11 protein-coding genes and 1 other annotated feature are annotated in these 13,532 nt (G+C 45.4%); of the genes, 8 read left to right on the plus strand and 3 right to left on the minus strand.

Annotated elements, in window-relative coordinates; genetic code table 11:
- The first annotated feature begins 2 nt into the window (after window positions 1-2).
- Both KNO98_RS12255 and KNO98_RS12260 read left to right on the plus strand, forming a co-directional pair.
- Entirely contained in the window at window positions 3-557 is a 555-nt protein-coding gene (locus KNO98_RS12255; protein WP_353047763.1) for a hypothetical protein, read from the plus strand.
- Window positions 554-967, plus strand: coding sequence for a DUF3805 domain-containing protein (locus tag KNO98_RS12260; RefSeq protein ID WP_214701091.1), 414 nt, complete (start codon window positions 554-556; stop codon window positions 965-967). Before KNO98_RS12255 ends, KNO98_RS12260 begins: the two co-directional genes overlap by 4 nt.
- A gap of 41 nt (window positions 968-1,008) precedes the next feature.
- On the opposite strand, the gene KNO98_RS12265 is transcribed toward KNO98_RS12260, so the two are convergent.
- The 3 genes from KNO98_RS12265 to KNO98_RS12275 form a co-directional block, all read right to left on the minus strand.
- A complete protein-coding gene (locus KNO98_RS12265; protein ID WP_214701093.1) occupies window positions 1,009-3,978 on the minus strand; it encodes an SH3 domain-containing protein in 2,970 nt (989 codons plus the stop codon).
- Window positions 3,979-4,148: 170 nt separating this feature from the next.
- Window positions 4,149-5,057, minus strand: coding sequence for an alpha/beta fold hydrolase (locus KNO98_RS12270; RefSeq protein ID WP_214701094.1), 909 nt, complete (start codon window positions 5,055-5,057; stop codon window positions 4,149-4,151).
- A 14-nt stretch (window positions 5,058-5,071) separates the two neighbouring features.
- Window positions 5,072-6,757, minus strand: a complete 1,686-nt coding sequence (locus KNO98_RS12275) for a formate--tetrahydrofolate ligase (protein WP_026826796.1) — start codon at window positions 6,755-6,757, stop codon at window positions 5,072-5,074.
- A gap of 243 nt (window positions 6,758-7,000) precedes the next feature.
- Between KNO98_RS12275 and KNO98_RS12280 the strand changes: the two genes are divergently transcribed.
- From KNO98_RS12280 to KNO98_RS12305, 6 genes are all read left to right on the plus strand, one after another.
- Window positions 7,001-7,906: a carbohydrate ABC transporter permease gene (locus KNO98_RS12280; protein ID WP_026826795.1), complete on the plus strand. Its 906-nt coding sequence runs from the start codon at window positions 7,001-7,003 to the stop codon at window positions 7,904-7,906.
- Window positions 7,903-8,805 (plus strand): carbohydrate ABC transporter permease, encoded by a 903-nt coding sequence (locus tag KNO98_RS12285; RefSeq protein WP_251129548.1) that lies wholly within the window; start codon window positions 7,903-7,905, stop codon window positions 8,803-8,805. The genes KNO98_RS12280 and KNO98_RS12285 overlap by 4 nt, the downstream gene beginning before the upstream one ends.
- Window positions 8,806-8,909: 104 nt before the next feature.
- Window positions 8,910-9,150, plus strand: a binding site (T-box leader).
- Between the two features lie 69 nt (window positions 9,151-9,219).
- Entirely contained in the window at window positions 9,220-10,200 is a 981-nt protein-coding gene (gene asnA, locus KNO98_RS12290; RefSeq protein ID WP_214701095.1) for an aspartate--ammonia ligase, read from the plus strand.
- Window positions 10,201-10,364: 164 nt separating this feature from the next.
- Window positions 10,365-11,657 carry an ABC transporter substrate-binding protein gene (locus tag KNO98_RS12295; protein WP_026826792.1) on the plus strand — a complete coding sequence of 431 codons (1,293 nt, stop codon included), beginning with the start codon at window positions 10,365-10,367 and terminating at the stop codon, window positions 11,655-11,657.
- A gap of 146 nt (window positions 11,658-11,803) precedes the next feature.
- On the plus strand, window positions 11,804-12,988 hold the full coding sequence (locus tag KNO98_RS12300; protein ID WP_214701096.1) for a NosD domain-containing protein: 1,185 nt from the start codon (window positions 11,804-11,806) through the stop codon (window positions 12,986-12,988).
- The gene (locus tag KNO98_RS12305) at window positions 12,975-13,532 is read left to right on the plus strand and encodes a nitrous oxide reductase accessory protein NosL (RefSeq protein WP_214701097.1); all 558 of its coding nucleotides are present in this window, start codon (window positions 12,975-12,977) and stop codon (window positions 13,530-13,532) included. Before KNO98_RS12300 ends, KNO98_RS12305 begins: the two co-directional genes overlap by 14 nt.

Genomic DNA, 13,532 nt, shown 5'->3' on the forward strand with positions numbered 1-13,532 from the left:
GCGTGAGTGGAGAGAGGTTATATCGGATGGAAGCCGAGGCTCGGGGGAGTGCTTGGCGTGCCCGGGTGCTAACAGGGATTCAACGATTTCGATTTTACAAAGGAGAATTGCTCGCACCGACAAACCGCCCTTATGTCGTGCTGAGTATCTCGCAAGATGAAGGGGCCCTCCCTGACTTAATTGAAACCGATATGGGTGTCCTCTTGATACATGAACGGGTAGGTCCCGTTTTTATGAATGTATGTCCGTATGATGTTCAACTCGTTCGGGTCGAACTTCATACGAGTACGGGAAAAACCGACCGTTATTGCGCACTCAATGTCCTTCGCCGCTTTGAAATCGAATACCTTGAGCATTCGAACGAATATCGTCCATTAAGTGCGGAACGACTCTATTTCCTATCGAATCAAACGGTCCGAATGAATTTATTTGGACATATGATTGCCCAAGACGTAAACAGTCAACGTCTTTACGTGACAGAACGTTTGAAGTATGCGCTTCAAGCCAAGATGGTTACAGGGCTGGCATTTAAGCAAGTAAAGGAGAAAACAGCATGAAAGACTATGAAATTGATGGGTGGTTCCGCCTGACGTATCCGGAACATTATGAATACAGCGAAGAAGAAGACTACGTGAGTTTCTATTCGACAGAAGAGGATGCGCAAGGGACGCTTCAAATCTCGATTTATGAATCAGAAGATTCACAAGAACCGCAACAATCTGCTTTGGGCGAGTTGAACACGTTCTTAGGAGAGTTTCCAATCGACGTGAAAGTCGCACCGAGTGTGACCGATGAGACGAGTGACATGACGACGGCCTATGCGAGTGGGATTGAAGACGGCATGCATTTAGATGTATGGTCCTTGACCGACGGAACACGGCTCTTATTTTTAACATACGTAGCCGATCAGGTGACCGATGAAAAGATGGAGATTGAGTCCATCATCGATTCAATCGAATGGACATGAAATGAGACACGACGCCAGTTAGGGGCGCGTGTCTCATTTTTTTACTGATATTTTGGTACATCGAAGTTGAGCGTGTAAGCATCAAGAGATTGATAGATGTTATAGATACTAGTCGTCTGTTTCGCAGCCCATCCGATATCGGTTGCATATTGATGCGTTCCGGGTGAAGACGGATTGAATCGCATCTTATACAGCGTATTTTGTTTATATGTCGGGTGATTGATATAGCTAGCCCCAATCCAGTAAGCTCCCCCAATGATTGCTTCTTTCGGTGAGAACCATTTTTGTTGGAAGGCGTATTTGGCGCCGTTCCCAAGAGGGTTGCTATCGGTCGCTTGTATTCCGTACATATTATAGACGGTTGCGGCAACAGGACGTTCCGGATAAATCCGATTCCCACTCGAGTTGATCAATGCATTCCCATCTTTATCGACAGGAACCCCTTTTGCGAGAAGCGACGTACCGTGTCCCGTTTCAAGGAGGGCATGCGAGAGAAGATAGACTTCGTTTACGCCGTACATGCTAGCCGCATCTACGAATGCTTGACCTTGTCCACTAAGTGTCCCTTTAGATGTGAGAACTTTGTTGAGCGTGGTCGCTGTTGTCCCAGCGCTCTTTGATAAATCTAAGAATTGATAGAATGAACGAGAGTTCGAATCAATCTGACTTGGATCGACATACGAGATAAGGTCATCTACTGACGCGCGACGCCATGTGTTGTCGAATACTCGAATGTTGTGTCCAGCCGGGCGTTTATACGAAATTGTATAGTATGTCCCCGTCTGACCAGTTATGGTTACAGTCTCACCTGTGTTGATTTGTCCATAGGCGTGAGATGTCAAAATCGGTCGACTTAAAATGTTTGCTGTCCCAACGACTGAACTCGGTGTCACATATCCAGTCATTGTGCCGTATTTCACTTTGTACCAAACTGTTGAACCGGAAGTGTAGCGGTCAACATATTGTATCGACGCCCCGTATGGAATTGTAACGAGTGAAGAAGAACTTGAGGAAGCAGTCATCTTCAGAGCTGTTCCTAAGCCTGAGATGACTGTCATCTCAGGCTTAACAATCGTTCCAGTCGAACCATTAACGCTAACCCAAGCGCGAGGTAAATATGCTTCATCATATCGATGTGCGTCGGTTTGAGCGAATTGAGCCATTTGACGTTCTGCCATCTGGCGAACCGTCATTGGATAACTTGTATATGAAACTTTTTTTGTGATTCCTGTCGCAGGTGGAGTCGTTGTGACAGGTACGACGTAATCGGTATGAATATAGTTACCACTATACGTTCCGTTCGTGAGAAGAGCCCAGTCTGAGCCGACAATCGGTTTGATGTTGACAATCGTTCCTGTACTTAACGTTCCGACTTTATTTGCTGTCGTTACTTCAGGCGTAGACCGAACGTTGAGCGGTTCGTTCCCATCTACATAGATGCGAACTTGACGTTCTTCTTCGTATTGTTCGTCTGACGGTGCTGTTTTCGAGAAGTAATCCGCCGTCGCATAACCTGTGATTGGGCCGTATTCAATTTTAAAGAATCGTTCCGTGAGGCCAGGTTCAGATACTTGTTGAACTTTCGTACCGAACGGAATGACCGCAATTTTAACCTTTTCAGCATCAGAACGGTTATATAAGACGACATCGCGAGTTGTATAGTAATCTGTTTTCACAATAACCTCTGGATTTTTCAATGAGAAGTGACTAGAGCCTGCATATCCTGTTTTGCCATCATAGCGAATCTTGAACCATGAACTAGATAGACCACTTTGCGAGACTTGTTCCACTTTTGCACCGAATGGAATCGTCGCAATCTTTGTCGCTCCGGCTGCAGAAGAACTATACATCGCCACATTTCGAATCGCAAAGTATGGTGTGATCGTCACTTCTTCAGGTGCCTTCGTTGAAAAATGGCGAGCGGCAGCGAAGCCTGTGACTCCATCATATTCAATTTTGAACCAGGAGTCGGATAGGTTGGCGTCAGAAACCTGTACCACTTTCGTTCCTTCTTTGATCGTGCGAAGACGAGCCGCTCCGGAAGCGGAAGACTCATACAGTACTAGGTCTCGAACCGCATAATATGTTGTTTTGACGACTGATTCAGGTTTTGATGTCGAGAAGTTACGTGCAGCTGCATAACCGACAGTGTCCCCGTATTGAACTTTATACCAAGATGAACTCAATCCGTTCACGTACACACGCTTCACTTCTGCTCCGAGTGGAATCGTTGCGATTTTTGATGCACCCGTTCCTGAACCGTTGTAGAGCGCAACATTTTTCACTGCGTAATATGTCGTGACCGCTTCTGGAGCAAGGGGAGTCGCTGTGAAATTACGTGCCGGTGCATAACCGACGAGTGAACCGTATTCGATTTTGTACCAAGATCCCGTCGCACCCAATGAATCGAGGTAAGTGACGTGCGCGCCTTCTGGAATCGTTGCGATTTTTGACGCGCCAGTACCGGTCTTGTCATATAGAACGGCTGTCTTAGAAGCGTAAAACGAAGGATTCGTTTCGCTAAAGTATCGTGCGGCCACATATCCAGTATATGTACCGAATTGTACCTTATACCAAGACCCTGTCGCACCGTGAGTAGAAAGATGCGTCACGAGTGATCCTTTCGGGATGACCGTTTCGATTGAAGCAGATGTTGACATCGACGACCGAAGATTGACGTTCATTTCAGCCATATATAATGAAGTGGACGTTGTAGATGCTTTTGTAATGGATGAACCCATCGTCAAATACGTAGAAGAAACGTAACGTTTCTGTCCCTCGAAGCTGATTTGTGCCCATTCATCATTTAAGGCATACACATCTACCGACGTTCCTTCCGTTAACTTGCCGACGATTGAAGACGATGTCGATGAATCAGACCGTACATTTAAAATGGGTGTGTTGACTGTTCCTTCAGATGTTGCTGCGTATGATTGGAGAGGCGCAACGGTGCTCAGAATCGTTCCTGAGACGATGGCGGCTACTCCTAATCGTGAGAGTGTCGATTTCAATATGTTACCCCTTTCGGATGAAAAAACATGATAAAAATGATTGCGGTCTAAGTATAACGTACTTAAAAATTGGAAAGAAGAAGTAAAATTTTAAAAAAGGTAAATGGTTAAAATATCTTTTCCGAAATCAGGTAAATGAAAAACCCCCTTATAAAAGGAGGTTGAGTAAATTAATGGGTTTTGATTTGCTTCATCCAAGCAAGGATATCCAACCAAACTTGTTCACGGTGAGCTTCGCGAAGGATTTCATGTCGGGCACTGTCGTATGTGACGACAGTGAGTTCGATATCCGCTTTACGATATTTTTGAATGATTCCGTTCAACCCCTCGCCGTCATGAGTGACGGGATCGTCCACTCCAGCAACGAATAAAACTGGAAGTGACTTCGGATGTTCATGAATACGTGCGGATGTCGTGACATCTAATGAGGCGCGGGTCACCTCATGTAAGAAGCCAAGGGATGGTAGTCCACCGCAATTTGGATCTTCAATATAGGAGTCAACCTCATCGGGCACGCTCGAGAGCCAATCACTATCTGTTCGAGCTGGTAAAAATTTTAGGTTGTAGCGTCCGAACAAGAGACGTTCAAAAAATTTAGATTGGTGTGTCGCGCCTTTTCGATTCATCGCAGTAGCAATCAAGCGATGACCGATTTCCCCTGCGACTCCAGGGTGTGGAGGCGGGGCGACGACAATCACACCAGATAAAGCGTGTCCCATGACTTGTCCGAGTCGTCGTGCGAGAAGTGAGCCGAAGCTATGACCTAACAGATACGTCGGACGCTCATCCTCATGCTGGTTAATGAGATACTGGGCATCATCGACGAGTTGCTGAAATCCAGTCTCTGGCGCAAGATGGCCGTAAGTGTTTTGGTCATGGGCGCTAGTGCCCGCACCTCGCAAGTCACATACAAACACATCGTATCCATTATTTGCCATAAAATGCGCGAACTCAATATATCTTTCATGATGTTCGAGCATCCCGTGAAACATGAATATTTTCCCAATTGATTGATCTGCCCGCACGTGCATCACTTCCGTTTGATACCCGTCAGGATACGTCAACTCCGATACGATCATCTGTCATCCCCCTATTAGAAAAGTCCGATTGCTTTTCCGGATTCATCAATTCCCATATTGAGAGCTGCCGGATGTTTTGGCAAGCCTGGCATCGTCAGCACGTTTCCTGTCAAGGCGACGAGGAATCCTGCTCCCACTGATGGTTTCAATTCGCGAACGGTGATCGTGAATCCTTGTTGATAACCGAATTTCGAAGGGTCGTCAGAGAGGGAGAACGGTGTCTTCGCCATACATATTGGGAGGTCGGCCCACCCATTTGTTTCGATGGCTTGAATCTGTTTTTGTGCTTTTGGTGTGAACGTGACATCCGCGGCACCATATACTTCCCGGGCAATCGTCTTGATTTTGTGTTCAATCGAGTCAGTTAATTCATAAAGTGGAGATAGCTTGCTTTCTTTTGATTCCACCGCATCGATGACGGCTTCGGCCAACTGGTGACCACCAAGTCCACCATTCGCCCATACCTCACTCAGTGAAGCGCGGATATCATGTGCAGTACACCAGTCAAGAACGGCAGCGAGCTCATCTTCTGTATCTGAATTGAAACGATTTAAAGCGACAACAGTCGGGAGTCCGAGTTTTTTCATCGTGTCGATATGTTTGGCGAGTAGCTTCATTCCTTGACCGACTGCACCGACATTTTCGATATGAAGCTGATCCTTAGATACACCTCCATGCATTTTTAGAGCACGTACGGTCGCAACGAGAACGACCGCATCGGGATTTAATTCTCCAACTCGAGATTTGATGTGACAGAATTTTTCAGCTCCGAGGTCTGCACCGAAACCGGCTTCCGTCACGACATATTCACCAAGCTTCAAAGCTGTCTTTGTTGCGATTAATGAGTTACATCCGTGCGCAATGTTCGCAAACGGTCCACCGTGGACGAGAGCCGGGGTTTGTTCAAGTGTTTGGACAAGGTTTGGTTTAAATGCCTCTTTTAAAAGTAATGTTGCCGCGCCTGCCGCACCAATTTGTTCGGCGGTGATTGGTTCTTGTTGATGGTCATAAGCGACGACGATTCGCTTGATTCGTTCTTCAAGGTCATTCAAAGAATCGGCGAGACAAAGGATGGCCATAATTTCAGAAGCGACAGTAATATCAAATCCGTCCTCACGCGGTACTCCATGAGCGGTACCCCCAAGTCCGACGGTGACATGACGTAGCGCACGGTCGTTCAAGTCGAGAACGCGTTTCCATACGATTCGGCGAACGTCGATCCCGAGATCATTTCCCTGATGAAGATGATTGTCGATCATGGCACTAATTGTGTTGTGTGCCGACGTAATCGCATGCATGTCTCCTGTGAAATGGAGGTTGATGTCCTCCATCGGGAGAACTTGACTGAAGCCACCACCGGCTGCGCCGCCCTTTAAGCCCATTGTTGGTCCGAGTGAAGGTTCGCGAAGACAAACGATTGCTTGTTTGTCCAACTGATTCAAGGCTTGACCGAGACCGACCGTGACCGTTGATTTTCCTTCTCCGGCTGGCGTTGGATTGATTGCAGTAACGAGTACAAGTTTTCCGTCTTTTCGTGTCTTCACACGTTCGAGGACATCATAAGAAAGTTTGGCTTTATATTTTCCATAAAGATCAAGGTCGTCTTCTTGTAGTCCGATTTTTGCTGCAACTTCTTTGATCGGCAATGTTTTAGCTTGTTGGGCGATGGTTAAGTCGGATAATGGTTTCGTTGTTGTCATGTGAAAATACCTCCGTTTATCGAACGATGTGTTTTAATATATTGAATAATATTCGTGATTAACGTCATAAAAAACAGAACAGATAGTTTGGAGTACAATCCGTTCGTATTGTCATTGATTTTATCATAACTCATCATTCCTTGAATTTCATTCATTCCGTTCAATATTTTCCACCCTTTCTGTCAAATGTATCCGTTTTCATAAAGAGCTCTTCACGATACATTGATAGTGGAGGCGATACACATGACTGAGACTGCAAAACGGACGAAACGAAGACGAAATTGGAAGAAGCCTGCGAGTTTTATAGCATTTGTCGGACCCGCTTTTTTGGCTTTTGTCGCCATTGTACTGATCCCGTTCTTCAATGGAATCTACTATAGTTTCACGGATTGGAACGGTGTGACAGGCGAGTTGAATTTTATCGGATTCGATAACTATCAACGATTATTTTTGGAAGATGAGCAATTCCGAGCTTCTTTTTGGATAACAACAAAATATACGATTGTATCTGTCTTATTGACGAATATCGTCGGATTTTCTTTAGCACTATTGTTGACGATGAATATTAAAACACGAAATTTCTTACGTACAATTTTCTTCATGCCGAACTTGATTGGTGGATTGATTCTCGGATTCATTTGGCAGTTCATTTACGTGAAAGGATTTGCCTCGATTGGGGCGTTGACGGGATGGAGTCTATTTGAACTACCGTGGCTCGGAGATGCGCAAACGGCATTTTGGGGAATCGTGATCGTCGCAATCTGGCAAGGTGGCGGCTACGTCATGGTCATCTATATCGCAGCATTGCAGAATGTACCGACCGATTTGATGGAGGCTGCTCGAATTGATGGAGCGAACCGTTTCAAGATGCTTCGTCACATTACCTTGCCGATGATTATGCCATCCATCACGATTTGTTTATTCTTAACGATTTCATGGTCGTTCAAAGTGTTTGATACGAACTTGTCGCTGACAAATGGAGGACCGTTCAAATCGACCGAGATGTTGGCTTTAAACATTTACACAGAATCCTTCGTCAATAACAATTATGGTCTTGGCTCAGCTAAAGCGGTCATCTTCTTCTTGGTCGTGGCTGCGATTACGGTGACGCAAGTGTACGTGACGAAAAAACGGGAGGTGGAAGCATGACGACGGAAAAATTGGAACGAATCGAGAAAAAATTGGATGAAACACCAAAGCCCGTCCCGAAGCGGCCTCTCCGCCCGGGAGCGTATTCTTGGAATCTCGGAGTCATTGAACTCGTCGCTATTCTGCTCGGACTTCTTTATTTGGTGCCATTCTATTACGTTGTCGCCAACTCGTTCAAATCGATGGCCGAAATCTTTACGAATACTTCCGCCTTACCGAACGAATGGTTGACGTCGAACTATACGGAAGCATGGGAAGCGATGAATTATGGACGCGTGTTTCTAAACTCACTTCTCATCACGTTTGGTGCAAATGCAATCATCGTCATCTTTACGTCGATGGCAGCATGGAAACTCGTTCGTACGAAACATTGGGTCTCCACGATGATTTTTTTCTTATTCGTGGCAGCTATGGTCATTCCGTTTCAATCTATCATGATTCCGCTTGTAAAGGTCTCGAGCGTCCTTGGGTTGTTGAACAGTCATTGGGGACTGATGGTCATGTATCTTGGGTTCGGTTCTGGAATCTCCGTGTTTCTCTACCATGGGTTCATGAAGTCCATTCCTGAAGAAATTGAAGAAGCGGCCATCATTGACGGATGTTCGACATGGGGTGTATTTTGGCGAATAGTTTTTCCGCTACTAAAGCCAATCACGGTGACAATCGTCATCTTGAACAGTCTCTGGATTTGGAACGACTTCCTATTGCCGTCTCTCGTTCTTCGTGATGTGGAATTACGGACCATCCCGCTCGCGACGTTCTATTTCTTTGGACAATATACAAAACAGTGGGATCTTGCGTTAGCTGGTTTAGTGTTAGGAATCGTTCCCCTTTTGGTCTTCTTCTTCGGTATGCAAAAGCATATCATCAAAGGAATCACGAGTGGTTCGATTAAATAACCCTCCTAAGGGAATCCTCCGTTCGCTACACGGAGGATTATTTTTTTTTTGAAAAACCGTTGACATTATTCAGAATATTTATAATAATGAATTCAATTCAATTGTGAACGACGTCGAAAGGACGAGTACATGAAGGTAGTGAGTCAAGCGATCCGGGGGAGGTGAGAGCCCGGTCTTAACCCTTCGTCGAAAAACTTCCTGGAGTCGCTACCCGAACGCTTTGCCAGTAGACGTAGCCGGACCGCTCCCCGTTATCGGAGCTACGAGATGTTTGTCTCGAAAAAGTGAGTAGATTCGTCTACTAATTTGGGTGGCACCGCGGAACCGAAGTCTTCCGTCCCATGTTCGATGGGATTGGAGGGCTTTTTTTCATGGCTTCACTCCCAAATATTCCACAATTGGAGGAAACGGAAAATGACAACAGCAACAAGCACGATGAAGGAAAGACAGCAGACAATCGGAGCAGTCAAGGCACTCTTCGAGGAGAAAGTCTCGCGTGAACTCGGACTCACACAAGTACAGGCGCCGTTATTCGTCGAATCAGCAAGTGGTGTCAACGATCATCTGAACGGTGTGGAGCGCATCATTCAGTTTGATACGATGTATCCAGGCCATGAACTTGAAATCGTTCAATCGCTTGCGAAATGGAAACGAGAGGCACTCGGACGTTATGGATTTGGTGTCGGAGAAGGATTGTATACTCAAATGCGAGCAATTCGTCGTGATGAAGAGCTCGATGCGACGCATTCTCTCTTTGTCGATCAGTGGGACTGGGAGCGAGTCATCGCTCGAGAAGAGCGGACGATGGAGTATTTAAAAGCAACGGTCGAGTCGATTTATGTGGCACTCCGTGAAACAGAGTCGGAAGTGGAAAGAACGTATGGTATTGAAGCGATTCTTCCAGATGCCATTCATTTCATCACGAGCCAAGAGCTAGAGGATGCGTATCCGAAGATGACTCCGAAAGAGCGTGAGAGTGCAATTTGTAAAGAGTACGGCGCGGTCTTCATCTCGCAAATTGGAGACAAACTCGCTTCAGGTATGAAACATGATGGACGTGCGGCGGACTATGATGACTGGTCGCTCAACGGTGACATTCTCGTTTGGCACCCTGAACTTGAGTCGGCATTTGAATTATCGTCGATGGGGATTCGTGTAGACGAGGTGACTCTTGAAGCACAACTTCAAAAAGCCGGGGCCGAAGAAAAACGTGCTTATCCATTCCATCAAGGTGTGCTCGAAGGAACACTTCCGCTCACGATTGGTGGAGGCATCGGTCAATCCCGTGTAGCGATGTATCTCTTACGTGCACGTCATATCGGTGAAGTCCAAACATCGGTCTGGCCAAAAGAAGTGATTCAGTCGTGCAAAGATGCTGGTATCAGCTTGTTGTAATATAAAAATAATTAGAAACAGGGAACAGGACTCGTTAATACGGGTCTTGTTTTTCTGTGCAACATTTTCCACCCTATCCGTCAATTTTGACACCTACATATTGGAAGCGTTTTCATTTAAAGTTGGTTTTGTAAAGAATGGATGAGGTTAAGGGAGGAAATGAGATGAAGCGGAAGTGGAAATTATCGACAGCGGTTATGACAGCCGGAATGGTTTTATCACTCGCGGCATGTGGTGGAGGATCACTGACGGACGAAGGGTCTTCTGAAGGAAATGCGGACAGCGGAGATAAAAAAGACGTCACGTTGAACGTCTTCCAATTCAAAGCGGAGATCGCCAAAGATCTTGAAGCGATGGCAAAAGAGTATGAAGAAGAAACGGGTGTCAAAGTGACCGTTCAAACGGTCGGTGGCGGTGCGGACTATGGTGCGGCCTTAAAATCACAATTTGCTTCAGGAAACGAACCAGACATTTTCAACAACGGTGGATTCACGGAAGCACAAACATGGAAAGACAAACTCGAGGACTTATCGAGTGAGAAATGGGTGGGAGACTTGACCGAAGTCGCCAAAGAACCGATGACGATGGACGGTAAACTGTATGGTATGCCGATGAATCTTGAAGGGTACGGTTTTATTTATAATAAAGAACTGTTTGAAAAAGCAGGCATCGATGAGTTGCCAAAAACGCTTTCTGAATTGACTACTGCAGCTGAAAAATTAGATAAGGCGGGCGTTACACCATTCTCTGTCGGTTATGCAGAGTTTTGGATTTTAGGAATTCACTTATTAAATATCCCGATGGCTCAGCAAGATGATCCAGATGCGTTTATTCAAGCGCTTAACGAAAATAAAGCGAAGTTTGAAGACAACGAACAGTTCCAGGAATTCTTGAAGCTGTTTGATTTGACGATTAAATACGGGAATAAAAATCCACTGACGACAGACTATAACACTCAAGTCACACAGTTCGCTCAAGGAGAGACAGCGATGCTCCAACAAGGAAACTGGGCACAACAGATGATCTTTGATGTCAATCCGGATATAGAGATGGGCTTCGTTCCAATCCCGATCAACGACGATGCTGAGAAGATGGACCGACTCCCGGTCGGTGTCCCGAACAACTGGGTCGTCAACAAAAACTCGAAGTATAAAGAAGAAGCAAAAGATTTCTTAGAGTGGATGGCGACGTCTGATACAGGTAAAGACTACATGGTCAACAAGTTCAAATTTATCCCGGCCTTCAAGTCGGTTGAAGCGAATGATCTCGGACCACTTGCAGATGATATCTTAGCCTATTCAAATGAAGGGAAGACAATCTCTTGGAACTGGTTCAAGTATCCGGATGGTGCCGTGAATGAATATGGTGCACTCATGCAGGCGTATGTTGGTGAACAAAAAACAGGTGAAGAAATGCTTCAAGACTTCACTAAAGTTTGGCAAGACAAAGTGAAATAAAGAATACACAGACGGTGAAACGACCCCTTCACCGTTTGTGTTTTTTTTATGAAGAAACTGTCACAGGAACCCCATACAAACCACACACATACCTATGGGGGTTTCAGTAGAATGGATGTTGTAAGCGCTTATGAGAAGGAGGGGGCATGAAACGGTTACTGATATTCATCCTATTTATGTGTTGGATGCCGCATGCGAATGCGGAAGGAGCATCGATTCCGGTGACTGAACCGATTGTTATCGAATCGAATAACAGTTTTGATGGGGCTGGAAAAACGTATACGAGTTGTGGGCATCCCGCTTTTATTATAAAAGGAACGGGTGCAGTGCTTGAACGTGTGTCGATTCAACAGTGCGAGGGTGATGAGGCACCGGCGATTCACGTGTCTGGTCTTGGACATCAGCTACTCGATGTGTCGATTGAGTCTTCAGGTACCGGTCTGTTGATTGAAGATAGTTACGGTGTTCGTGTCATACGAACTGCTGTATATGGGAACGGCCAGGCGGATGGAGTCGTACTTCTAAATAGTGAAGCGGCAGAAATAAAAGGAGTCGTTGTTAAAGGTGTGCGAGATGGGATTTACATAGAAAACGGGTCCCAGCACACGATTGTTCGACCGGTTATTTCCCATTCTCGATATGGCATTCATTTGATGTTTCCGACCGACCTTGTGATTTCGGTACCGGAACTACATCATAACTTGACAGGTGCGATGATTATGGGAACGAATCGGGTCGTTTTCAAAAATGGGAATGTGCACGACCAATTCGGCGGAACGGCGACGGGATTGATGTTATATGAGGCCGTCGACACAACAATTGAGATGACGAATATTTACGGAAATCATATCGGTTTATATGCGGAGCAGTCAGAAGGAACGATTCTTGAACGGAATGCGATCAATGGAAACGATATTGGATTTCAATTGAAACAAGCAACAGGGATGATGATTCTTCAAAATAATCTACTAGGGAATCGTGAATCGGTGACAATGGTCGAGTCATATGAAAATATTGTGCAAGGTAATGTTTGGAATGGTACGACACTTGACCTAGACCGTGACGGTTATAGTGAGATTCCATTTCGTACCGATCCGTATTTATTTTTATTAACGGATTCATATGAGGCATTTGAATTATTGTACGGGTCACCGGGTCTTCTTCTACTAGAAAACATACTGAGAAGCCCGGAAGACTTATCTTTGACAGATATTACGCCACAAACCTATTCCGCGACGTGGCAATGGAACGGCTCGATTTGGAGCTTAGGGAGTATCATTTTATTCATCATGATTTGGATAATTGGGAGGAAAAGACATGAAATCGTATAAACAAGTAGCAGGACTATTATCAGTAGCAGGACTATCTTTAGCACTCGGTGCATGTTCAAGTGCATCGGCAGAACCGTTTGATATCAAATGGGGCGAAACCGAATGTGAAGTATGTAAAATGAAAATTATGGATGAGCAGTTTGCAGCGGAAGCAATCATGGAAAATGAAAAAGGATATGCATTTGATGACATCGGTTGTCTCATGCGAGATTGGTATCCTGAACAAAAAGAAGAAGACATCGCTGCAATGTATGTGAAGGACTTCAATACGAAAGATTGGGTCGAATTAGACGAAGCGATGTTTGTTTACGATAAAGAGTCAAAAACACCGATGGCTTATAATATTCTCTCGTTCGCAAAAGAGGCAGACGCTGAAGCCTATATGGAAGAGAATGGCGGCGAAATGATGGACTTTGATCAATTAAAAGATCATACGTGGGAACGCGGCGAGATGAAGATGATGATGGACGGCGAAGGTTCGATGGACCATAATCATGATGGGGATACGGAAATGGACATGGAAATGGAAGAAGAAGGGCAGTAA

The organism is Exiguobacterium sp. s57 (assembly GCF_018617685.1).
GTDB classification, from domain to species: domain Bacteria; phylum Bacillota; class Bacilli; order Exiguobacteriales; family Exiguobacteriaceae; genus Exiguobacterium; species Exiguobacterium marinum.

Coding starts and splice junctions, on each gene's coding strand:
- KNO98_RS12295 (WP_026826792.1), top strand. CDS start 10,365: ATGAAGCGGAAGTGGAAATTATCGACAGCGGTTATGACAGCCGGAATG.
- KNO98_RS12300 (WP_214701096.1), top strand. CDS start 11,804: ATGAAACGGTTACTGATATTCATCCTATTTATGTGTTGGATGCCGCAT.
- KNO98_RS12260 (WP_214701091.1), top strand. CDS start 554: ATGAAAGACTATGAAATTGATGGGTGGTTCCGCCTGACGTATCCGGAA.
- KNO98_RS12280 (WP_026826795.1), top strand. CDS start 7,001: ATGACTGAGACTGCAAAACGGACGAAACGAAGACGAAATTGGAAGAAG.
- KNO98_RS12275 (WP_026826796.1), bottom strand. CDS start 6,757: ATGACAACAACGAAACCATTATCCGACTTAACCATCGCCCAACAAGCT.
- KNO98_RS12270 (WP_214701094.1), bottom strand. CDS start 5,057: ATGATCGTATCGGAGTTGACGTATCCTGACGGGTATCAAACGGAAGTG.
- KNO98_RS12305 (WP_214701097.1), top strand. CDS start 12,975: ATGAAATCGTATAAACAAGTAGCAGGACTATTATCAGTAGCAGGACTA.
- asnA (WP_214701095.1), top strand. CDS start 9,220: ATGACAACAGCAACAAGCACGATGAAGGAAAGACAGCAGACAATCGGA.
- KNO98_RS12285 (WP_251129548.1), top strand. CDS start 7,903: ATGACGACGGAAAAATTGGAACGAATCGAGAAAAAATTGGATGAAACA.